Genomic DNA, 24,691 nt, shown 5'->3' on the forward strand with positions numbered 1-24,691 from the left:
TCATGCATTATGAAGGATATGAAACATCTTCGGCGCAAAAACGGCTATATCTGATTCATGATCTTCTCGGACCTAACATCATCTATAACATGCCCAGCATTCGAATCATCAAAGGAGCGCTGGAGCCGGAGCGGCTGTACAGAGCATGGTGTAGACTGACAGAACGTCATGAGGGCTTGCGAACGTCCTTTACTCAAAAGGACGGCGAGGTTTTACAACTCGTCCATGAATCCATCGACGTATCGATTCCCTATAGAGAACGTTCGGATCAGTGTACGGATAAGCTTGTTAACGAATTTATCCGTCCATTCAATCTGAACGAAGCCCCTCTTTGGCGGGCTGAGCTTGTACCTTTGGTTGATGGGGAGATTCTGTTCCTGTTTGATATCCACCATATCATCGCGGATGCGGTAACCATCAACATTATATTTGAAGAGCTGATGGCTCTATATCAGGGACAGGAGCTTGCTCCATTAGAGTTTCAGTATGTCGATTATACAATCTGGCAAAACGATCAATTAAGCGACATTCATATTCAGAAACAGGGTGAATTTTGGCTGAACCAATTTACAGAGGATGTTCCTCTGCTGTCGCTGCCTACAGATGGAAAAGGCTTAAGGTCCGATTACAGCGGTGGGATCGTATCGTACTCGATTGAAGCTAACACGGCTCACTCCTTGCGTGCATTATGCTTGCAGCACAATGTTACGTTGTATATGGTTCTACTCGCCGCGTACAGCATCCTTCTGTCCAAATATGCCGGACAGGAGGATCTGGTCATCGGAACACCTGTCGCCGGAAGGACTCATTCCGAGTTTGAAGGGATTGTGGGCATGTTCGTGAACACGCTCGCCTTGCGCCAAAAACCGCAGAGAACCAAGCGGTTCTCTGATTTTCTGGAAGAAGTGGCAGACCGAACTTTTGCTGCATTTGAGCATCAGGACTACCCCTTTGATATGCTGGTGGAGCAGGTCAATCCTGAACGAATCAGTGGTCGTAATCCCTTATTTGATGCTTGCTTTGTATTGGAAAATGTACCGCAGCCTGTCGTGCAGGCATCAGAGGTCACGTTTTCTCCTTATACTTTTGAACATAAAATCGCTAAATTTGATATCACCTTGTATGCATACGAAATGCAGGAGGGTATCGGACTGGAACTGGAATATCGCAAAGCGTTATTTACGGAGGAAAGCGCCCGCCGTATGCTACTGCATTTTGCCAGAATTGTCGAAATCATTGGCGAACAACCCGATATTCGAATCGAAGACATTGATATGGTTACAGAAGAAGAGCGCACCGTTTTACTTCATACTTTTAATCAGACCCACAGCAAAAATGCACACGAAAAAAATTCGCATGGAGTAACCATCCATCGACTGTTCGAACAGCAAGTGATACGGACGCCTGATCATCCAGCCGTGAGGTGGAAAGAAAAGCAACTAACGTATGATGAATTAAATGAACGTGCCAATCAATTGGCGCGGGTTTTACGGCAAAAGGGAGTTCAGGCAGAAGATGTAGTCGGTATTTTAGCTACGCCTGCGTTGGAGATGATTGTTGGTATTTTAGCTATTTTGAAGGCCGGGGCCGCTTATTTGCCGATTGATCCGCTCTACCCGGATGAACGGGTTCAATATTTATTACAGGATAGTCAGGCGAAAATATGCCTTCTACCGACTGCCAGCACTAGTCGCTTTTCTGGAGTGGACATGTTACTGCTCACAGACCAGAGTCTCTATACGGGAGAACCCCGTAATCTGGAGGACAGCAATCAGGCGCACAATGTGATGTACATTATTTATACTTCAGGGTCTACAGGACAACCGAAGGGGGTAATGATTGAGCATCCATCCTTTGCCCGCCTAGTGTTAGAGCCGGGGCCGTTAGCTATTACGCAAGAGGATCGAATATTGCAGACGTGTTCCCTGGCCTTTGATGTGTCGGTTTTTGAACTGTGGGGAACGCTGCTGAGTGGGGCAACCTTGTATCTTATTGAAAAAGAAGAGCTTTTATCTGCCGACATACTCGGCAAGAGGATGGCACAGTATGAAATCACGATGGCATGGTTCACGGCTCCTTTGCTAAATCAGCTGATTGATGAGAAACCTTCCATCTTTACTGGACTTCGATTAATCATGACCGGGGGAGACGCCTTGTCTCCGCAGCATATTAAGCTCCTTCGCACCGCCCAGCCGAATTTAACGATTGTCAATGCCTACGGTCCTTCGGAAAATACAATTTTTACGTCGTTCCATACGATTCAGGAGGACTATGACCATAACGTACCAATTGGCAAGCCTGTCGCCAATACACAGGTCTATATCCTGAGCGCGTCCAATCAACTTCAGCCCATTGGAGTACCGGGTGAGCTGTGCATTGGAGGTGAAGGATTGGCACGTGGCTATTTGGCTCGGGAGGAATTAACGGCAGCCAAATTTGTTTCTCATCCCTGGCTCCCAGAAGAGCGTATGTACCGTTCTGGAGATTGTGCCCGATGGCTGGCTGACGGAACGCTTGAATTTTTGGGTCGCATGGATCACCAGGTCAAAATTCGGGGCTTTCGTATTGAAACTGGCGAGATTGAGGCTCGGCTTGCACATATAGAGGGGATTCAGGAAGCAGTCGTGCTTGTTCGTCAGCACAGCGACGGGATCAAATACCTCTGTGCTTACTTTGTTTCCGACGTAGAAATGTCACAGGCAGAAGTCCGGCTGGAGCTGGCTACATATTTACCGGATTATATGATTCCTGCCTGTCTGATCCGACTTCCGCGTTTGCCACTGAATGTGAATGGCAAAGTCGATCGGAACGCGTTGCCAGAGCCTGATCTTGAAGCACTGCGGGAGAATGAATATGTCCCTCCTTGCAATGAACTGGAACAGGAGCTGGTTCGCATCTGGTCGATGGTTCTGCCCACGAACCTGCCGACGGATCGCATTGGCGTAACGGACAATTTTTTTACCCTGGGAGGGAGTTCGCTCAAGGCTACCAAGCTGGTTTCGCTAGTTTTGCGTGAGTTGGGGATAGACCTGCCGCTCACCAAATTATTTACTTTTCCTACCATTCGCCAACTGGCAAGTGCATTTCAGGGAAAGGAAAGAAGTGTGTTTCCAGCCAGAGCAGACACGCTTGTCCTCTTAAAGCCCGGCACAGCGCAGGATAAGCACCTTTTTTTCATCCATGATGGAAGCTTGGATGTCAGTTGCTACATGGAATTGGTCAACGGACTTACAGCTACTTGGAATTATTGGGGCATAAAAATGGATGCTTCGATTCTTGCTGAAAATAAAACAGCCGGGATGAAGGAAGCGGCACACCGATATGTGAATCAATTGAAAAGTATTCAGGAAACAGGCCCGTATTATGTTGCGGGGTGGAGTATGGGGGGAACGCTTGCTTTCGAAATAACCCGACAATTGGAAGAACAAGAAGAACGTGTCGAACTTTTGGCCATTCTGGACACACTGCCACCTTTGAAGTATGACAAGGAAGATCACTGGGACCACCATATTCAGGAACTGGAGAGGATGGAAGAAACGTTGGACTTATCGCTGTGGAAGCGAGCATTTCCAGCCAGCGTACTCCCCTTGCTACCGGAATTTAATGAGTTGGGACGGAGTGAATTACTAGAACGCTTTAAAAGTGTGAATCATTGGGTGAAAATGCAGCATGTCTACCAGCCCGATCGAGCTGTAAAGGCCCCCGTATGTTTGTTTATTTCAGAACATACCTGGGAATTAGGATATAAAGGATGGGAATTGTATTGTAAGGGGGAAATGTTCACGCATAAAGTGCCTGGCGATCATTTCTCTATCGTAAAAGGAGCCCAAGCCGTGTCTGTAGGTTTGGTGCTGAATACATTTTTGAGGTAAGATTATGCTCCTGCTTGGCGGTTGAAGATCCCAAGTAGGAGCATTTGTTTGATATGATCGTGTAAGTTGGTTTGTAATATTAATTGACATGATGTATAAAAACATATCGTAATGTATGAAAAACCCCCTTGTCTGCTTCCAGATTTTATAGTAAAGTATCCAATAATCAACTTTGTTTGAGCATAATATTCACTGTTTGTGAGTATATATCACACTTTCACCACGACCTCACATACTCCTCTTTCTATTTATTACATCACATCTATTCATTACCCTACAGCATCTCTTACACCACTAGATTATGAACACTTCTGTGCCAGTATTTTCAATAAAAGCCTGTCCATAGAACCCTATACCTTCCCTACTACACCTATTTGATGAACTCGGAACCTGGGACCACAGCTTGAGGACAAGCTTGTCATGTCAATCCAAAGGAATTGGCATTCATCCGGTATCAATGAATTAACAATATATAAGGTGTGAAAGGGGTTTGCTGCATGAGCAAAAAGTATGCAAAACACAAAGTCTGGACCGTTCTGCTGGTGCTTGCGCTAGGAGCTGTTTTGGCGCTTTCCGGTTGTGGGGGATCAGGTGAAGGAGCAAAGCCAGAGGCAGAGAAAACACCAAGCGGAGCAGGAGAGGGCGTGCAGGACACGCTCATTTATGGACGCGGCGGAGATTCCGTGGCGCTAGATCCTGCCATTGTGACTGAAAGCGAGTCGCTAAAAATCGGAATGCAAGTGTTCGACACACTGCTGGAATATAAGGAAAACACAACGGAGATCCAACCGGGGCTTGCAGAGAGCTGGGAAGTATCACCGGATGGACTGGTCTATACGTTCAAGCTGCGTCAGGGTGTAAAATTCCATGACGGAAGTGACTTTAACGCAGATGCGGTTGTGTTTAACTTTGACCGCTGGGCTGATCCGAAAAGTCCATACAAATTTGAAGGTGACTCGTTTGACTATTATGATTCTATGTTCGGTCCTGAAGGAAGTAGGGTGATTAAGGAGGTTAAAGCGGTAGATGCGAACAGCGTCCAGTTTACACTAAACAAGCCGCAGGCGCCGTTTTTACAAAATATCGCTATGCCGTCCTTTAGTATTTCAAGTCCCAAGGCTATTCAGGAGAAAAAGGCTGATTTCAAGAGTAATCCGGTCGGCACGGGTCCTTTTGTATTTAAGGAATGGAAACGGAATGATACCATCACGCTGGAGAAGAATCCAAACTATTGGAAAAAGGGGCAGCCGAAGCTGGCAAAGATCATTGTTCGTTCCATACCCGACAATACCGCGAGATTTAATGCTCTGCAAAACGGGGAAATTGACCTGATGGAGGATTTGAACCCGGATGATGCAAAGCAGTTAGACGGTAATAGCGAATTGGTCAAAATTGAACGTCCCTCCTTTAATGTGGCGTACATTGGCTTTAATTTAAAGAAAAAAACCTTCAATAATCCCAAGGTGCGGCAGGCACTGAATCACGCAGTGAACAAGCAGGCCATTATTGATGCATTGTTTGCAGGGCAGGCTAAGCCTGCGGTCAATCCGATGCCACCTACGTTATGGGGGTACAACGATAGTATTCAGGACTACGCCTATGATCTGGATAAGGCTAAATCTTTGCTAGCAGAAGCGGGCTTTCCTAACGGGCTTCCCGAGCCATTAACCTTCTATGCAATGCCCGTATCTCGTCCTTATATGCCTGACGGCAAAAAGGTGGCAGAGGCCATTCAAGCCGATTTTGAAAAAATAGGCGTCAAAGTAAACATCCAATCCCCGGAATGGGCTACGTATCTGGATGATGTTAAGGCGGGGGAAAAGGATGATCTGTATATGCTGGGATGGAACGGGGACAATGGTGACCCGGATAATTTCCTTTATACATTGCTGGACAAGGATACGATTCCAGGCAATAACCGCAGTTTTTATGTGAATGAGGAACTTCATAAAATATTGGTGAAGGCTCAGGTTGAGGTAGACCAGAACAAGCGTGGGGAACTGTATAAACAAGCACAAGTGATTATTAAACAGGATGCGCCGTGGATTCCATTGGTTCACAGCACACCGCTGATGGCAGGTAAAGCGAATCTCAAGGGTTTTGTACCTTCTCCGGCAGGTATTGAAGCGTACGGAAATATATATTTTGAATAGCCCAAACGCAAGCAGGCGGTGAATAGGATATGAACTTATATATTGTAAAAAGACTGGCTATATTGATTCCTGTATTACTGGGCATGACGCTCATCGTTTTTTCCATTATTCATGCCATTCCGGGAGATCCGGCGGAAACCATACTGGGAGATAAGGCTACGGAACAGTCCAAGCAGGCGCTACGTGAGCAATTGGGACTGAATAAGCCGTGGTTACAGCAATATGGGACCTATTTAGGTGAGCTGGCACAAGGGGACTTGGGTGATTCCATTCGCACCAGGCAGCCGATTGCCCGGGAAATGGTCCCTTATCTGGCGGCTACGCTGGAGTTGACAGTAGCAAGCATGTTTTTTGCCGTTGTAGTCGGAATGAATGCCGGCATCGTGAGTGCCTGGAAGCGAAATTCCTGGTTTGACTATGTCAGTATGGTCATTGCCCTGGTCGGAGTATCGATGCCGATTTTTTGGCTAGGCTTGATGGAGCAGTGGATCTTTGCAAATAAACTGCATTGGCTTCCTTCCATCGGACGCATGAATTCCCGTGATCCGGTGGAAGCTGTGACACATTTAGCCGTGATTGATGCGTTCATAGGTGGACGTATGGATCAGGTGTGGACCGTCATCAAGCATTTGATCCTGCCCAGTATCGCACTGGGAACGATTCCAATGGCGGTCATTGCGCGCATTACCCGTTCCAGCATGCTGGAGGTTATGGATGCGGACTATATCCGTACAGCTCGGGCGAAGGGGCTGGCATCTTTTCAAGTCGTATACAAACATGCGCTTAAAAATGCTGCGATCCCCGTACTTACTGTCATCGGTCTTCAGACTGGCTCACTACTGGGAGGCGCGGTACTGACAGAAACCATTTTTGCCTGGCCTGGCATCGGACGGTACATTTTTGAAGCGATCAGCTCGCGTGACTATCCGGTTATTCAAAGCGGAATTCTGATCATTGCGTTCCTGTTCGTCATCATTAATCTGATTGTCGATTTGCTGTACGCGGTGCTCGACCGGCGTATCCGTTATCAGTAATCAAGTCGCCAATTGTTCAAGGGGGAGCTTGTCCGATGTCACAATTTTCAATGGAACCCAACAACATACCGACGACACGCAGCACATTGGCGCATTTGCCTGTCGTGACTGGCCCTTGGAGAGACGCATGGAGGGCTTTCCGTCACAATAAAATGGCGTTCGTCGGCCTGAGCATTATTATCTTCTTTGTCATCATTGCTTTGATCGCGCCGTGGATTGCTCCTTTTGACTATAAAGAGCAAAATTTGGTGAGCCGTTTGCAGCCTCCTTCTGCGGAGCATTGGTTCGGTACGGATGATCTCGGTCGAGATTTACTGACTCGCACGCTGTATGGAGCCAGAATCTCGTTGTGGGTCGGTTTCTTGTCCGTTATTGGTTCAATGATTGTAGGAACAGCCTTAGGTTTAATCGCAGGATTTTACGGAAAATGGGCAGATATGGTCATCTCGCGGCTATTCGACATTTTACTGGCATTTCCGGGGATTTTGCTGGCCATTGCTATTGTGGCCATTCTAGGACCTTCATTGGAAAATGCGTTGTATGCCATTGCCATTGTCAATGTGCCAACATATGGACGGTTGGTTCGATCTAAGGTGCTGAGTGTCAAAACGGAGGAGTATATCACTTCTGCCAGAGCGCTTGGAGCCAACAATACACGAATCATCCTCCGTTATATTTTGCCTAACAGCCTGACGCCGATCATCGTACAGGGAACGTTGGGGATCGGAACGGCCATCATTGAAGCGGCAGCGCTTGGATTTTTGGGCTTGGGTGCACAACCTCCTGAGCCAGAGTGGGGTAAAATGTTGTCCGATTCGCGGCAATATATCCAGAACGCGCCGTGGACAGTTATTTTTCCGGGGGTATCTATCATGCTGACCGTATTGGGCTTTAATCTGATGGGTGATGGATTGCGGGATGTGTTGGACCCGAGGGCGAAGCGTTAGAGCAAAAGTGGTGAGGTATATAAAGTTGAGTAAAGAGGTGTTTTCTGGCCTGAATCAAATGGCTGGTGAACACCTTTTTTATATGACATTAAGAGCTTTCCGTAGGATAGCTCACTTCGGAAGCACCATCCGACTGCGCAGTGACGCTAAAAGTAACTTTTACAGTTGAAAGTCATGTGAGCTTTCCTGAGGCGCAAAAAAAATGTATAATCACTCCAATTGAGTACGTAGGGAGTGGGCTTTATGACATGGCAGGACAAGAGAGAGCATCGACAGTTTGCGGAACAGACACGAAGCGACGCTTCACGGGCCGCATATGAACGGGACTACTCCCGTTTGATCCATTCACCGACTTTCCGTCGGTTGCAGGGTAAATCACAGGTATTTGGCGCAGGCACGGGCGATTATTACCGCACACGACTGACACATTCTTTGGAGGTAGCGCAAATTGCGCGTGAAGCATCACGAAGCTTGCTGCGCCGCCATCCCGAAGTAGAGCTGGAACAGGCAGATAACGCAGGACTGATTATTGACCCTGAGGTGGTAGAATGTGCTTCCATTGCACATGACTTTGGCCATCCACCGTTCGGACACAAGGGGGAAGAGGTGCTGGACGGGATTTTGGATCAACTGATTGAAACAAAGGTAGAAAAGATATCCTCTGCCGGAGGCTTCACACCGGAGTCTAAGCGTGGACAGGAGGCCTATGCACGTGAGCGACGAATTTATGAGCATTTTGAAGGGAACGCGCACAATTTCCGGCTGATTATGTTTTTGGAAAAGCGTGAGAACGTGGATGGTTTGAATTTGTCGGACGCTGTGTTATTGGGGATCAACAAATACCCGTACCCGGGGATTCTGAACAAAAAAGGGTTGTACCTGCATGAGTGGGAATACATACGTTCCATCCGCGAGGATTGGGGTATCCCTGATGGTAAAAAAACGTTGGAAGCCCAGCTTATGGACCTGTGCGACGATATCGCTTATTCTGCGCATGATCTGGAGGACGGGATTAAGGCTGGAAAAATCGAGGTACACGAGCACTTCTTATATGATCCGTATTTAATTCGTCTGATTACGGAGAAAATCACCACGTTGGAGGATAGCTTCTGGCAAGGCTGGCAGCTGGCTCAGATTGAGCAGAAGGTAGCGGCTGTGCTGAGCGAATTTTTGAAGGTGTGGAACGGCAAGATGCCGATGTGTGAACACGATTATTCCCGTACCCGCCGTGAAGTGAAGGCATACTGGGTCAGCCTGTTTGTCAGCAGCTTGGGTGTAATTGATGATGGAAATTGGAAAAAGGTGACCTTCGTACGGGATGGAAGCGAAGATTTGGATATGCTGCGCACTGTGAGTGTGTTGAAAAGCTTTGCTTGGGTTACGATGATCCGCGATCTGCGCGTACAGCGACTGCAAAAACGGAGTGAGTGGATGCTCAGACGGCTATGGTTGGCGTTTCTGGACCCGGAGACGTCCAAATCTATTATTCCAAGCGACTGGCTCCAGCGCTTTGAGCGCGACCAAGCCAAGGCGAAACCGATCTGGACATGGGAGCATATGGTCATAGATTATATTGCAGGCATGACCGATGCTTTTGCTGAAAAAATCTATAATGAGTTATACGGCCTGAAGGTGGGTTCCATTTATGATCTGGATTGACCTTTAAATTCCCCCTATATAGTAGAAGGAACTGGTTTGTAATGGATAGCAGGAGGGAGGAATGTGTCTATGCAATCTCAGTTTTTATCTATAAAAAGGTTGAATCTCGGTGTGCTCGATATGGTGCCGTTGCTGCCCGGTAACCGTCCGGAGCAGGCGGTTCAACGAGCTGGTGAACTAGCGAGACGGGCAGAAGCATGGGGATATACACGCTACTGGACCTCGGAGCACCATGATATGGAGGGGCTGGCTTCCTCCAGCCCGGAAGTGCTGCTGTCTCATATCGGAGCGGTGACGAAGACAATCAAACTGGGTGCGGGGGCTATTTTGCTCCCGCATTATAGTCCAGTCAAGGTCGCGGAATGGTTTCATCTGCTGACAGCTCTATATCCTGGCAGAGTCGAATTGGGCCTGGGGAGAGCACCTGGTGGGGGACCTCATGCTTCGATGGCACTGAGCGGCAATTTTCTTCAACATGTGACGGAGCTGCCACAGACGATGGAAGCTCTATTGGCTTTGCTGGAAGGTACTTACGAATATGAACAGGTGCCTGTGTTTGCCCGACCAATGCCTGAACAGCCGCCAGCAGTGTGGATGCTGGGTACAAACCGAAAAAGTGCCGAATATGCCGCCCAGTATTCAACAGGCTATGTATTCGGTCAGTTTATGAGTGAACAGCAAACGGAAGAAATGCTAAGCATTTACCGCTCCAACTTTCAACCATCCAACCGGATGGACAAGCCACGTACCATGGTTGCTGTAGGAGCAGTATGTGCCTTGACGGATGAGCTGGCGCAGCAATGGGCTGGTCAGATTTCATTGGGCAACCCGGCAATGCGAGCCAGCTGGCTGGTGGGAACGCCGTCGGATATTGCCGAACGGTTACGTGGCTTGCAGATTAAATATGATACTGATGAGTTTCTGTTGGTCACACCGATTCCCGATTATGAGCAGCGGCTTCACTCCTACCGTCTAATAGCGGAGGCCGTAAATTCTAGCCTTGATTCCAAATGAAAAGAGATCTTACATGAATAAACAGAAAACGAATATCGATGAAATGAAACCAAGCTACGTCTATACCTATGCGTGTCATGAAACAGAGCGTGAGTTATGTCTTTTGGAATTAAAATGCTTGTTCGGTCAACCGCCCGTGCAGGACTCCATCCTATTGTCCCATCGGCGTCTGGAGCCGGAGACGAGCCCGTTTATTCATCTTCGGCTGGATGTAATGACAGATGCGGGAACGCTGGAAGAGCTATGCGAGGCAGCTTCTATGTTACAACTTGAGGAAGGAAAGACTTTCAAGGTGTTGTGCCTTAAAGAAGGTGACCATGAGGCTGACTATGACGAGCGGCGCGGGATCGAACGCCGGATTGGTGCACGTATTCATGGGCAGGCGCAAATGAAGACACCGGATATCACCCTTGGTGTTATTCGGATAGGAGAACGGTGGCTACTGGGCACGTGTCAGTATAGCGACAGATCGTGGCAGGAGCGTCGTCAGAAGCCGCAAAATTATTCTACTGGACTACCCGTTCTGGTAGCCAGAGCACTTGTGAATTTGGCAGCAACTGATCTAACAGCAGCAAAGGGAGAGTCAGGCTCATTGAAACTGCTAGACCCGTGTTGTGGTATGGGCAATGTAATGATTGAGGCTTTGAGTATGGGAAAGGATATTCGCGGTTGTGATATCAACCCGTTGGCGGTGCGTGGGGCACGAGTGAATTTACGTCATTTTGGATATGAAGAAGATCTAGTGAGGCTCGGGGATATGAATATGCTCGAAGGCACATACGATGCGGCCATATTGGATATGCCCTATAACCTGTGCTCCGTGCTCCCGGCTGATGAACAAAAGAAGATGCTGCGCAGTCTGAGACGTTTGGCCGCGCGGGCAGTGGTCGTGAGCACGGAGCCGATGGAAACATTGTTATCCGAGTCAGGTTGGACCCTTACGGAGCAATGCCGCATACATAAGCCAGGTATGAGTCGGGAAATTTGGATCTGTAAGTAGTGAGTTAATACTGAGTTTTGTAGTTAACCACATTCAGCGGTAGCTCCTGATCAGCGGCATAGGCATTCAAATTAGTAAGAAAAATATCTACCGCCCGTTCGGCATATCGGTCCGTATCGCCTGCAATATGCGGTGTGATCAAGACACGGTCCAGACTCCATAGCGGATGTGAAGCAGGTAGCGGTTCTTCCTCGAATACATCCAGTCCGGCAAAGGCAATATGCTCTTGCTCCAAAGAGCGTACAAGCGCATCCGTATGAACGGTGCCACCGCGGCCTACATTAATGAAGAAGGCTCCCTTACGCATAGCTGCAAATGCTTTTTCGTCAAAGAAGTGATGGGTTTCCTCGGTGAATGGCAATATATTTACCACGATATCCGCTGCTCCCAATGCTTCGTGTAGTTGTTCGTTAGTATACATGTGCTCTACATGGGGAGCTTCCTTGCCAGAACGGCGGACTCCGATCACCCGCATGCCAAAAGCTTCTGCAATCCGCGCTGTTTCACGGCCAATTTCGCCAACGCCTGTAATCAACAGCGTTTTGCCACGTAATTCCGTCAGTTGGCCTTTCGGTGGCTGCCATGTTTTCTGACGTTGCAAGAGAGCTGCTTGCTGTAAATAACGTGTATGCGATAGCAGCATTCCAAAGATCTGCTCTGTAATTGGAATTGCATGTACACCACTTGTATTCGTTAGTAAAATGTTACGCTTCTCCAATTTGGTAAGCGGGAGCTTATCAATCCCAGCCGACCAGGTTTGTATCCACTTCAGCTTGCTGTCTGGATGTAAGGCCTCCTCGGCAATATGCTTGGACCAGCCTAGAATAACCTCGGCCTCACGGATTTGTTTAGACTCTAATTCTTGAGCTTTGCCAATAATCAACTCGTAGTCCGGAGCCGTTGCACGAACTTGTTTTTTTTGCTCTTCCGTAAGTTGATGTAAGCTTAAAATGTTTCCCATAGTTCATAGCCTCCTCGATTTTTGATTCCTTGGAGTTTCCAATATATTCTGGCGAACCATCCTTTCAAGAATAACAGATTGCCGAAAAAATTGCATAAGATGGGTAAAAACGAGCTCGCAGTGTCACTATATATAACAACAAATGGCTTTACCCTAATCAGGGACAATCCAAACAGCTACTTTTTGAGATATCCACAAATATCTATTAGGAAAGGAGGTATAGGTTGATGAAAAATGAATCGCAAAGACTTTTTACAGCTATTGCTCTCCCGAATGAGCATAAGAAGAAGTTACGTGATTGGGTGGAGCAGGATTTGAATGACCTGTCTTTTCGCAAATGGAGTGATTTCAGAGATTATCACGTGACACTTCAGTTTTTGGGTGATGTGGAGACTGCGGCTATACCAAAACTTGAGCAGGTTTTAGTTCAAGCTGCAGCTGAGCATGGCCCGTTCACGCTCGGCATTGGAGAAGCGGGCTTTTTTGGCCGTGAAGAATTTCCGCGTGTATTGTGGAGGGGAGTGACCGGGCAGCGTGAGTCACTGGATCAACTGTACCAGTCCATAATCCAGGCTACCGAACCGCTGGGTTTTAAACCCGAGGAACGACCTTATCGACCTCATATCACCCTAGCACGTTCGTACACAGGAGAACAGCCTATTCCACCGTCTATTTGGCAGCCAAATGACCGATGCGACGAGCCGTGGGAAGTGGGAGAATTTGTTTTATATGCAACTCGAATGGGGCAAAAACCAATGTACCAAATAATTCAAATATTCCCATTAATGAGGTGAAAGCCTTGATCTATCAGCGAATTTAGTGATATAGTGTTTCAGCGTTATTCAAAAGGCGCATTTTGGGTTACATATCTGAGGAATGTGCTTAAAGTTAACGGGAGGAACATTATGGAAATCGTTAAAGAGCATCGTTGGTTTGCACCTCTTTTGAGTGTGCTGCTTGTTTGTATATTGGGGATAGGCCTCTACGCTGAGGTTCAGCAAACACAGAACAATCATAAAAATACACCTATGCAATCTCTGAGCTGGTCAGGGAACTCTTCGGCTCCTTCATATGGCGACAGGATGGGGACCCATAACGGGTCAAACAGGACAAGCCCCATCTTTGTCGCTGCTCATGGGCAGTCAAGCTGGAAAGAAATCATGCCGACTCCGTTACCCGCTTCCCAGATGAAGCAGGCGGAACAAGCTCGGAATAACGTTGCTACAGGCAAGAAAAAGCCTGAGGTCCAGCATAGCAAGTCCGCAATCCTAACCCCTCCTACAACCATCTACTTTACGAAGACAAAAATGCTCACTCAGGATGACAAGGCGTTGTCTACCTGGAGCTATCCTGTCTCCGCTAAAGAACTGCTCCTGCTGCAAAAAATAGTGATGGCAGAAGCAGAAGGCGAACCGTACGAAGGCAAAGTGGCAGTTGCCAACGTTGTCTTAAACCGGCTGCGGTCAGCCCCATTTCCCGATACGATTCAGGCAGTGATCTATCAAAAAGCGCAATTTAGTCCGGTCGCGAACGGGCGTCTTCGTCGTGTTCAGCCCAACCAGGACAGCATACGTGCGGTTACTGCTGCTTTGAACGGCCATAAAGCCGTGCCTGATAACACCTGTTTTTTCCTGTCGCTTACGTTGGCCCAGGACCTTACGGTTCATCATTCGCGTACCAAGGTGAAAACTATCGGTCATCATACCTTTTATAAATGAGCATTTGGCATAAAACCCATGAGCGTTTCAAATCAGTAAATGTATAGATTGAAACGGTTTAGTTGGCAGCCTTCTACAAATAACAGCCCTTTCTAAACAATAGGGTTCAGCTTTGTGAACGGATTTTGTGGTACAGGTGAAGCCATTATGCAAAAGAGGTATAATAGGTAAAGGAAAGTAACCAAAATAATGAAAGTGACAAAGGAGGCGTAGATGATATGAAAATCACATATTATGGACATTCAGTTGTACTGGTAGAGGCAGAGGGGAAACGGATTATTATTGATCCTTTTTTGACGGGAAATCCTAAAGCAACCGTACAGGCCGAGGATATTCAGGTGGATGCCGTACTGTTGACACACGGTCATGCCGATCATTTTGGAGATGCTGTTGAAATTGCCAAGCGCAATGATTGTCCTGTAATCGCAGTCGCGGAACTGGCCGAATATTGTTCATCCTTGGGGGCCAAAGCTCACGGTATGAATCTGGGTGGGGGGCACCACTTTGACGGTTTCCATGTGAAATTCACACTTGCGTTCCACAGCTCATCTTTGACGGTGGACGGAAAAACCATCTACATGGGAGAGCCTGCGGGGATTTTATTGACCATGGGAGGCCAAACCTTTTTTCATGCAGGGGATACTGGCCTGTTTGGCGACATGCGTCTCATTGGGGAAACTAACTCCATTGATGCTGCGGTATTGCCGATCGGAGATGGTTATACGATGGGACCGGAGGATGCACTGCTGGCAGCAAAATGGCTGCGTGCAAGCCGCGTAATACCGGTGCATTACAATACGTTCCCGGGTATTGAGCAGGACGGAGACGGCTTCTGTGATCGCCTGCACAAAGAAGGCATTGAAGGGAAAGCATTGAAGCCCGGCGAAAGTCTCGAATTTTAATACGGATATCTGATTTGCGGGAAAACATTTGATGGTCTATAGACTCATCAAATCTCCTTTGTCAGCCTTTTCTGTTCCTTAAGAGGAATAGGAAAGGCTATTTTTAAAAAGTGAATATTTATACATAAAAATGAGATATTTTTGCATTGATACGTTGAAGCTGTAATGTAAAAGATTTATTATCACAATCATAAAAACTTTGAATTGCTAACATGATAGGTCAATGATAAAATGATAGAACTAATTAGATTCATCAGTGGAATCGACGTATTTTTCAAGTCAAGCCATTGCATAATTATTGAAAAACATACGCATTCAGCGGACCGTACCGCCTTGAATACGTCACATGTTTTGTCCCCCATTCCTCGTAGTTGTTCTTTGAGTTACCTCTTGTTGCCACTGTCTTCTATTCGGCCGCCTGTATTTCAGGCCAGCATGACTTTATAACAGAAAGGTTGCGTTCCATGAGACAGACAGGTTTACCACCCAAACAGGGACTATATGATCCCCAATTCGAAAAAGACGCCTGCGGCATGGGCTTTGTTGCCCACATCAAGGGAAAACCATCGCACGATATTGTAAGTCAGGCTTTGACCATGCTCGTGAATATGGAGCATCGGGGCGGTCAGGGAAGTGAACCAAACTCCGGTGACGGAGCAGGGATTATGATTCAGGTCCCTCATCTGTTTTTTCAAGAGGAAGCGGAGCGATTGGGTTTCAAATTGCCAAAGGCCGGACATTATGGCGTTGGTATGCTTTTTGTATCCAATGATCCCAAAGTTCGTGAGGTGCATGAGCAGAAGCTAAGAGATATCATCGTGGACGAAGGTCAAAATTGTTTGGGTTTTCGCGATGTTCCAACTTATGACGAAATGCTGGGAAAATCGGCAAAAGCAGCTAAACCGGGCGTGCGTCAGGTATTCATCGGTCGCAGTAGCGATCTGAAGGAAGAGCTGGACTTCGAACGGAAACTGTACGTCATTCGTAAACGTGCAGAGCTTGCTATTCGCTATAACCAAGAGGATGAGAACGGTGAGTCGTTCTATATTCCAAGTTTGTCATGTCGCAAGGTTGTATACAAAGGAATGCTGACAACCGAGCAGGTAGGCAAATTTTATCTGGATTTGCAGGATGAGCGGGTGACATCGGCGATCGCGCTGGTCCATTCCCGTTTTAGCACGAATACGTTCCCGAGCTGGGACCGTGCGCATCCTTATCGTTTTATGATTCACAACGGTGAAATTAATACTATGCGCGGCAACGTGAACTGGATGCATGCTCGCCAGGCGCAGTTTGAAAGTGAAGCGTTTGGCGGAGATATCAAGAAGGTAAAACCAGTTATTAACCCAGATGGCTCCGATACAGCCATGTTTGATAATACGCTGGAGTTTCTGTATCTGAGCGGACGTTCCCTTCCTCATGTAGCCATGATGATGGTGCCGGAGCCTTGGAACAAGCATGAAACCATGGACCCGAAGAAACGCGCATTTTATGAATATCACAGCACCATGATGGAACCGTGGGACGGACCTGCTGCAATGGCGTTTACAGACGGTATCCAGATCGGGGCGATTCTCGACCGCAACGGTCTGCGTCCTGCACGTTACTATGTGACCAAGGACGATCTGATTGCACTGTCTTCAGAGGCGGGTGTATTGGATATTGCACCTGAAAATGTGCTCTATAAGGATCGTCTCCGTCCGGGTCGTATGCTGTTGGTTGATACCCAAGAAGGCCGTATCGTTTCTGACGAAGAGTTAAAGGAACGTATCGCTTCCGAGGAACCTTATCAGCAATGGCTGGATGAGCACTTGGTTGATCTGGATGAGCTGCCGGAAGCACTAGAACAGCCAGAGCCTAAACATGAAAATGTAAATCAGCTTCAGCTCGCTTTTGGATATACGTTTGAAGAACTGCGCAAAATTCTGGAGCCGATGGCACTTACAGGTGCAGAACCGATTGGCTCAATGGGGTACGACGCACCATTGGCGGTGCTGTCTGATCGTCCGCAACGTTTGTACAATTACTTTAAACAAATGTTTGCCCAAGTCACGAACCCGCCGATTGACGCCATTCGTGAAGAGATTGTAACGTCAACCGCAACTACGATTGGGCCAGAGCGCAATTTACTGCATCCAGAACCGGAAAGCTGTCGTCAGATTCGTTTGGATTCGCCAGTGTTGTCGAATGAGGAGTTTGCCAAAATTCGCCACGTACACCGTCCGGGCTTCAAATCTATGACAATTCCGATCTTCTTTGAAGCGAAGGAAGGTGCTGAGGGCTTACGCAAGGCGCTGGAAGGATTGTTTGAGGCGGCTGACCGTGTCATTGACAAAGGTCATAACATCCTGATTTTGTCCGACCGTGGAGTGGATGCGGAAAATGCGGCCATTCCAGCGTTGCTAGCTGTTTCCAGCCTGCATCACCATCTGATTAAGCAGGGTACACGTACACGTGTGAGCATTTTGCTGGAGTCCGGGGAGCCAAGGGATATTCACCATTATGCGGTGCTGCTTGGCTACGGTGTGAGCGCGGTTAATCCTTATCTGGCTTTTGAAACGCTGGATGTCATGATTCAGCAGGGCTTGCTGCGCGGCATCTCGCACGAAAAGGCAGTTAAAAATTATATTAAAGCGGCAACAAAGGGTGTCGTTAAAATATTGTCCAAAATGGGTATTTCCACGATTCAGTCGTACCGTGGAGCACAAATTTTTGAGGCTGTAGGTCTGAAGCAGGATTTTGTTGACCGTTATTTCACCTGGACACCTTCCCGCATTGGTGGTATCGGTCTGGAGGAAGTGACTACGGAAGCGCTGGTTCATCATAACCGTGCTTTCACCGACAAGGACGGCAACGACAAAGTGTTGGATTCGGGCGGCGACTATCAATGGCGTAACGACGGGGAAGAGCATTTGTTTAACCCGCAAACGGTGCATTTGCTCCAGCAGTCGGTTCGCTCTGGAGACTACAAGTTATACAAGAAATACGCCAAGCTGGTGCAGGGCGAAACGGAACAGCATTTAACAATCCGCTCCATGCTTCAGTTGAAGCCTACGGGTGAGCCTGTGCCGCTGGAAGAAGTGGAATCCGCTGCATCCATTATGCGTCGCTTCAAGACAGGAGCCATGTCCTTTGGCTCAATCAGTCAGGAAGCGCATGAAGATATGGCGATTGCGATGAATCGGATCGGTGGCAAGAGCAATACGGGTGAAGGTGGGGAGAACCCTGCACGTTTCATACCGGATGCCAATGGCGATTCTCGTCGCAGTTCGATTAAGCAGGTAGCGTCGGGCCGATTCGGTGTAACATCGAATTACTTGGTTAATGCCGACGAAATTCAGATCAAAATGGCGCAAGGCGCGAAGCCGGGCGAAGGTGGACAACTGCCAGGACGTAAGGTATACCCTTGGGTCGCTGAGGTACGTGGTTCTACGCCAGGAGTAGGTTTGATTTCACCACCGCCCCATCACGATATTTATTCTATCGAGGATTTGGCAGAGCTCATCTATGATCTCAAAAACGCCAATCCGCGTGCTGACATTAACGTAAAGCTGGTGTCAGAGGTAGGCGTAGGCACGATTGCTACAGGGGTAGCAAAAGGCCGTGCTGACATTATTCTGGTCAGCGGTTACGACGGTGGTACAGGCGCTTCCCCGCAAGGCTCCATTCGCCATGCGGGTATGCCTTGGGAACTGGGGCTGGCGGAGACGCATCAGACGCTGATGTTAAACAACCTGCGCGACCGCGTGGTATTGGAGACAGACGGCAAGATGCTGTCTGGCCGCGATTTGGTAGTAGCTGCCCTGTTGGGCGCGGAAGAATATGGCTTCTCTACAGCGCCGCTCGTGGCGTTGGGCTGTATTATGATGCGGGTATGCCAAATGGATACATGTCCGGTTGGTGTGGCTACGCAGAATCCGGAGCTGCGCAAAAATTATATGGGTGATCCTGCTCATGTGGTGAATTTTATGCGTTTCATCGCAGAAGATGTCCGTGAAATTATGGCGGAATTGGGCTTCCGTACGATTCAGGAAATGATTGGACGTACGGATTGTCTGGATACCGTGAACGCCGATTCGCACTGGAAGAAGAAGGGCGTTGACCTGAGCTTGCTGTTGCATGTTCCTGAGCTGGAAGAAGGGAGTGTACGTTACCGCGTACAACGCCAAAATCACGGTCTGGAAGAAACACTCGACATGCAGCAGCTCGTACCGATGGCTGCGGAAGCGCTGGAGAACGGAACGCCTGTTGAGGGCACCTTACCTATCACAAACGTGAATCGGGCGGTAGGAACGATTCTGGGCAGCGAGGTCACCCGTAAGTATGGAGCGGCGGGTCTGCCTGAGGATACGATTCGCTTTAACTTTATTGGATCGGCAGGTCAGAGCTTCGGGGCATTTATTCCGAAAGGCATCACGCTGAGCGTGGAAGGCGATAGCAATGACTATGTCGGTAAAGGACTATCTGGCGGTAAGGTTATTGTGAAAAAGTCTCACAAAGCGACCTTTAAGGCAGAAGAGAACATTATTATCGGAAATACGGCTTTGTATGGAGCGACCAGCGGTGAAGCTTACATTAGCGGAATCGCAGGCGAGCGCTTTGCCGTTCGGAACTCCGGCGCACGAATTGTAGTTGAGGGCGTTGGGGATCATGGTTGCGAATATATGACGGGCGGACGTGTAGCGGTATTGGGTGGAACCGGACGGAATTTTGGAGCCGGAATGTCCGGAGGTATTGCATATGTCTATGACCCTGAGGGGACGTTCCTGAGCCGTTGTAATCTGGAAATGGTGTTGCTGGAAGGTGTGGAAGAACCAGCAGAAGCAGCGGATTTGCGCGGCTTGATTCAACGCCATGTCACTTACACGGGTAGTGAAGCGGGGCAACGTATTTTGGATGATTGGCAGACTGCGATTCAGCAGTTTGTACGGGTGATTCCAAAGGATTACAAGCGTATGGTTGAACAGATCCAAAAAGAAGAGGCAACTGGTTTGAGCGGAGATGAAGCTCTGTTGGCAGCATTTGAAGCCAATATGCGTGAATTGGCGCGTGCCGGGGGCTAAAATATAGACTATCAAATTTACTAAAAAAGGACTCGCTGAATACCGCTGTTATAATCACGGTGGTACCAGCAAGTCTTTTTTAGGTTGCTAAAAATGTGATTCATTTCCTTGACAAACGTCATAAATTCTGACATTACCCCCAAAATGTTTTCCTGAAACGGTAAATATGTTATAAAAAGTACCAAATTTTTTGGAATGTAACCGTTTACGTAAGAGTTTATGTCTTGTTATTTATTTTTGGATTGGTTATGATTTTTTTAGAGTACACAAACAAACCTAATATGCCCATCGTCCCTTCAAAACACAGAATAGGGTGACAGGATGAAGTTGAGGAAGTCAGCAGAAGACAAAATGATTTTTTTATACCGTTATGTATCACTATCTTTAACGTCACTTGTTTTTCTGTTCGAATCATCTAGGTTAATCGTGTGGCAGAAGCTATTACTGATTGGTTTTCTATTTTTATCCGTTACAGCATTTACTTGGATTTACCGTAAATACAGACTTCATGATATGGTATTGAAATGCAGCATTGCACTAGAAACAGCAGGAATCATTTTGTTGTTATTCCCAACCGGAGGGATGGATAGCCCGTTCAAATGGTATGTGATTACCCCCATGCTGGTGGCTTGTGCTCATCTGTCTATGAGATACAGTTGGACACTCCTCCTTTCTTATATCGGCTTGGTGCTTACATTTTGTTATATCTTTTTTACACCAGGTCAATATTTTTTGTGGGATCTTATATTGCAGAACATCAATTTGTTTCTGGTACTGATCGTAACTACGATGGCAATGCAGGTTATCGGCGTCATGAAGGACGAACTGAAGGTGGCTAAAGAACAAGCCAATGAGACGATGGATCATATCAAGTCGATTTACCACATCATGGAGACGACTAGCCACAATGAGGCTTTAAATCTCGGCCAGGTCATCTCAGACTATACGGTCAAGCTAACAAAGCAGAGCCGTGCCTTTTTCTGGCTGGATAGTCAGGAGGAGGATGCACCGGAAAGCAGCCAGACAGGCTGGACGGTAGAGGAGGAGGAGCATCTATTCGAGGAGCTGGGGAATTATCGGGAGGAATTTAGGGAAGAGCGTGAACCATTTTTCAGACACCTGCCAGAATGGGGCGATTTCCTCATGATCACAGTACCGATGACGACCCGTTTTGTAGCGACGATTGGCCTCAAGCTGGGCCCGGATCAAAGTCTGACAGGAAGACGCTGGCTGGTGCAACAACTGATATTCTTGGCTGAGCTGAGCGCTGTGTTCTTGGAGCGCTATGAGCTGGAGCGTATTGAAAATCAGCTGATTGTGACGAATGAGCAGAACCGGATTGCAAATGAAATGCATGATAATGTTTCTCAAAGTCTTTTTGGTATTGTGTACGCAACGCATTCTCTCCGGCAAACCTGGTGTCATCAGCCAAAGGAACAGGTGGAGGAGCAAATTGATCTAATTCAGCAATCTGCCAACCAAGCGGTTAGAGAGCTGAAAGGGGCGATTCATAGTTTGAGCTCGAAAAAAAGCGGAGGCTCAACTTGGTTAGGGACGGTGAAAAGTCATCTGCATACACTCTCCAAGCTGAACCATGTACAAATTGATTTTGACATTCATGGTGATCATTATTCACTTCCGTATTTGTACCAAAAGGCTTTGTTCCGCATCATTTCCGAAGCGGCGGGGAACGCAATCCGTCATGGATTGGCCAAGCGAATTGATGTGAAGTTAAAATTGACGCCCCAAGTGATTAGACTGTCTATTCATGACGACGGAGTAGGGTTTGAGACGGCGAGAATGGTAGCAGGAGGTGAGGCGGTCAGTGCAGGCGGGGGCCTGGGCATGATGAATATGGAATATTTAGCTCAATCGATGGGAGGCGAATTTGATATTTCAAGTCGAATCGGAGAGGGAACACAGATCCGATTGTCCATTCCGGTAAATGCTTATGAATGAGGGTTTTGCAAAATCCTCGAATAAAATGTGTGAACATTCTGCAATACAAAATCTGCGGTAACAATCGGATACATAGGGATTATGCAAATCCTGAACTGTAGACAGGAGGCCGAATCATGAAAATTGTCATTGTCGATGATCATCCTTTAGTACGGAAAGGACTCGCTGCGGTTATATCCATGCAGCCCAATGTTCAGTTTGCGGGAGAGGCCCAGAATCAACAGGAAGCACTTGTGGTGATCGAGGAAACAGATCCGGATCTGGTGCTGCTGGATTTGAAACTAGCTGATGAATCGGGGCTGGATATTATCAAGATAGCGCGCGGACGTGGTTTCAGAAGCAAATTTATTTTGCTGACCTCTTCCGCAACACGTGAGGATTTCCTGAAAGCAGAGGAAGCTTCCGTGGATGGTTATGTGCTTAAGGAAGCATTGCCTGAGGAATTAATTTACGCGATTCATCTTGTCAACAAAGGACGCAAATATTATGATCCGGCTATTCTCGAAAACAAGCTGCGTGAAGATGCGGGCAATCTGTCGGACGACCTGACGCCAAAGGAAAAGGAAGTGCTGGTCGAGCTGGGACAAGGAGCTTGCAATCGTGAAATTGCATCGCGGTTATTTATCAGCGAGTTCACAGTCAAAAAGCATGTCAGTCAGATCTTGGCCAAGCTGCGGCTGGCGGATCGTACGCAGGCAGCATTGTATGCCAATGCTATCGGTCTGGCGAAGTACGAGCCAACAAACATGGTATGATGCGCTGACTCTGTAAGCTGCGCTGCACTTTCATATGCGAGTGGAAAGAAAAGCCTCAAAATCACCAAGCTTGGTGATTTTGAGGCTTTTTTCGATTTCTTTTTCCATAATCGACAAAGCATGGTACAAAAGTATACCATGCCGTATCCGAAAGTATACATTTCCCTCCCCCCGTAGTGAGGGAGAAAGTGCCATTCGGTTCCATGTCGTTCACACAACGGATTGTTACAATTAGATCATACTTAAAATAAGAAGAGAAAATGTGTAGGAGGGAGGATTTTTGTGGAGAAAACCATTTTGGATTATCTAGTCCTGATCAAAAGAAGATTGTGGCTGATCGCAATTTTTGTCATTCTCTCATGTGTAACAACATACTTTGTGAGCGACAATGTTGTGAAGCCAGTCTATTCCGCTTCAAGCCAACTGCTGGTTAATCATATTTCCGCCAAGCAGGGGAGCAACAATCTGAACGACGTCAACACAAGTCTTAATTTGGTGGAAAGCTACAAGCAAATTCTCACTTCACCTAAAATTATGGACGCTGTTGTAGCGACTCATCCCGAGTTCGGTTTGACGCAGCAGAAGTTGGCAGAGAAGCTGCAGATTAAATCCTCGGATAAAAGTCAGGTTATCGGTTTGACGTTTGAGGCAGGGAGCTATCCACAGGCCGCAGCGGTTGTAAACGCGGTAACCCAGAAATTCGTACAGACAGTTCCGGGGTTGATGGAATTGAATAATGTGAAAATTTTAAATGAAGCGGACCCTCAGGCCAATCCTGACCCGATTAATGGGAACCCGCTCATGAATATTGCGATTAGTTTTCTCGTGTCGCTGATGATTGCATTGGGCACGATTGTGTTCCTGGAAAGCATTAACGGCACGCTGCGCTCGGAGAAAGAAGCGGACGCGGACATCGGCCTTCCGGTAATCGCATCGATTCCAGTCATTCGCAAGAAGGACGTCGATGGAGCAGCCGGAAATTCCAAAGAACGGGTAGGGGAGCGTAAATATGCTGCGATTGAATGACATGTTGATTACAGAAAGTAATCCATCATCGTATATCTCGGAATCATTTCGATCCCTCCGTACATACATCCGGCAGCAGGTGATTGGGCAAAAGGACCGTGGCACGGTTCTATTGTTGACCTCGCCGGAAAGCGGAGCGGGTAAAACTACACTGCTCGCCAACATCGGAGTTTCTTTTGCACAAGAAGGCAAGAAGGTGGCTCTGGTGGATTGCAATCTGCATAAACCAGCGCTGCACGAGATATTCGGAATGGAGAATACCGGAGGTCTATCGGCTTATTTGCGCGGTGGGGCTTCTTCCAAGTCTATCGTTAGGCACGGTGGGCTGGAGCTATCGGTTGTTCCCGGTGGAGACACCCTGTACAACGCAGCAGATCTGCTCGGTAGCGAACGTATGGCTGAGCTGCTGGAAGAGCTCAAACGTGAATATGACATCATCTTGCTTGATTCGGCTCCGGCGTTGAATTATACGGATGCTCGCTTGATTGCAGGCTTGACGGATGGTGTGATTCTCGTTGCTAGACATGGTCGTACCAAACGGGAAGATCTACGCAAAACAAAGCAACTCATGGAGCAGGCCAGTGCGACGCTGGTTGGAATTGTGATGAATCAGGTGAAGTAAGCAACA

General features: G+C 47.6%; 16 protein-coding genes. 15 read left to right on the top strand and 1 reads right to left on the bottom strand.

The genetic code is table 11. The features are described 5' to 3' along the window. The first annotated feature begins 2 nt into the window (after positions 1 to 2). The 7 genes from KAI37_RS05625 (at position 3) to KAI37_RS05655 (ending at position 11,679) form a co-directional block, all read left to right on the top strand. Complete coding sequence (locus KAI37_RS05625; protein ID WP_220030897.1) at positions 3 to 3,872, top strand: non-ribosomal peptide synthetase; 3,870 nt, start codon at positions 3 to 5, stop codon at positions 3,870 to 3,872. A 497-nt stretch (positions 3,873 to 4,369) separates the two neighbouring features. Next, entirely contained in the window at positions 4,370 to 6,025 is a 1,656-nt protein-coding gene (locus tag KAI37_RS05630) for an ABC transporter substrate-binding protein (RefSeq protein WP_076292329.1), read from the top strand. A gap of 29 nt (positions 6,026 to 6,054) precedes the next feature. Next, positions 6,055 to 7,059 (top strand): ABC transporter permease, encoded by a 1,005-nt coding sequence (locus KAI37_RS05635; RefSeq protein WP_220030898.1) that lies wholly within the window; start codon positions 6,055 to 6,057, stop codon positions 7,057 to 7,059. A 35-nt stretch (positions 7,060 to 7,094) separates the two neighbouring features. Continuing rightward, positions 7,095 to 8,006 (top strand): nickel transporter permease, encoded by a 912-nt coding sequence (nikC, locus tag KAI37_RS05640; RefSeq protein WP_023987407.1) that lies wholly within the window; start codon positions 7,095 to 7,097, stop codon positions 8,004 to 8,006. Between the two features lie 243 nt (positions 8,007 to 8,249). Further along, positions 8,250 to 9,665, top strand: a complete 1,416-nt coding sequence (locus tag KAI37_RS05645; protein ID WP_076292330.1) for a deoxyguanosinetriphosphate triphosphohydrolase family protein — start codon at positions 8,250 to 8,252, stop codon at positions 9,663 to 9,665. Positions 9,666 to 9,734: 69 nt separating this feature from the next. Continuing rightward, positions 9,735 to 10,679 (top strand): MsnO8 family LLM class oxidoreductase, encoded by a 945-nt coding sequence (locus KAI37_RS05650; protein ID WP_071639852.1) that lies wholly within the window; start codon positions 9,735 to 9,737, stop codon positions 10,677 to 10,679. Between the two features lie 13 nt (positions 10,680 to 10,692). Beyond that, on the top strand, positions 10,693 to 11,679 hold the full coding sequence (locus KAI37_RS05655; RefSeq protein WP_071639853.1) for a TRM11 family SAM-dependent methyltransferase: 987 nt from the start codon (positions 10,693 to 10,695) through the stop codon (positions 11,677 to 11,679). Positions 11,680 to 11,683: 4 nt separating this feature from the next. Here KAI37_RS05655 and KAI37_RS05660 read toward each other — a convergent pair whose 3' ends face one another. Beyond that, positions 11,684 to 12,640, bottom strand: a complete 957-nt coding sequence (locus tag KAI37_RS05660; RefSeq protein WP_071639854.1) for a D-2-hydroxyacid dehydrogenase — start codon at positions 12,638 to 12,640, stop codon at positions 11,684 to 11,686. A gap of 227 nt (positions 12,641 to 12,867) precedes the next feature. Between KAI37_RS05660 and thpR the strand changes: the two genes are divergently transcribed. The 8 genes from thpR to KAI37_RS05700 all read left to right on the top strand — a co-directional run bounded on the left by thpR (position 12,868) and on the right by KAI37_RS05700 (position 24,685). Continuing rightward, complete coding sequence (thpR, locus tag KAI37_RS05665) at positions 12,868 to 13,434, top strand: RNA 2',3'-cyclic phosphodiesterase (protein ID WP_071639855.1); 567 nt, start codon at positions 12,868 to 12,870, stop codon at positions 13,432 to 13,434. Between the two features lie 111 nt (positions 13,435 to 13,545). Continuing rightward, the gene (locus tag KAI37_RS05670) at positions 13,546 to 14,358 is read left to right on the top strand and encodes a cell wall hydrolase (RefSeq protein ID WP_071639856.1); all 813 of its coding nucleotides are present in this window, start codon (positions 13,546 to 13,548) and stop codon (positions 14,356 to 14,358) included. A 218-nt stretch (positions 14,359 to 14,576) separates the two neighbouring features. Next, positions 14,577 to 15,260, top strand: coding sequence for a metal-dependent hydrolase (locus KAI37_RS05675; protein WP_071639857.1), 684 nt, complete (start codon positions 14,577 to 14,579; stop codon positions 15,258 to 15,260). Between the two features lie 464 nt (positions 15,261 to 15,724). Next, positions 15,725 to 20,323 (top strand): glutamate synthase large subunit, encoded by a 4,599-nt coding sequence (gene gltB, locus KAI37_RS05680; protein ID WP_068938671.1) that lies wholly within the window; start codon positions 15,725 to 15,727, stop codon positions 20,321 to 20,323. Between the two features lie 321 nt (positions 20,324 to 20,644). Further along, positions 20,645 to 22,282, top strand: a complete 1,638-nt coding sequence (locus tag KAI37_RS05685) for a sensor histidine kinase (protein WP_076292334.1) — start codon at positions 20,645 to 20,647, stop codon at positions 22,280 to 22,282. 116 nt (positions 22,283 to 22,398) lie between these two features. After that, complete coding sequence (locus KAI37_RS05690; RefSeq protein ID WP_013309148.1) at positions 22,399 to 23,037, top strand: response regulator; 639 nt, start codon at positions 22,399 to 22,401, stop codon at positions 23,035 to 23,037. A 282-nt stretch (positions 23,038 to 23,319) separates the two neighbouring features. After that, positions 23,320 to 24,063 (top strand): YveK family protein, encoded by a 744-nt coding sequence (locus KAI37_RS05695; protein ID WP_071639858.1) that lies wholly within the window; start codon positions 23,320 to 23,322, stop codon positions 24,061 to 24,063. After that, positions 24,047 to 24,685, top strand: coding sequence for a CpsD/CapB family tyrosine-protein kinase (locus tag KAI37_RS05700; protein WP_013309150.1), 639 nt, complete (start codon positions 24,047 to 24,049; stop codon positions 24,683 to 24,685). Before KAI37_RS05695 ends, KAI37_RS05700 begins: the two co-directional genes overlap by 17 nt. Positions 24,686 to 24,691 lie beyond the last annotated feature (6 nt).

The organism is Paenibacillus sp. S25 (assembly GCF_019454085.1).
GTDB lineage: Bacteria > Bacillota > Bacilli > Paenibacillales > Paenibacillaceae > Paenibacillus > Paenibacillus polymyxa_B.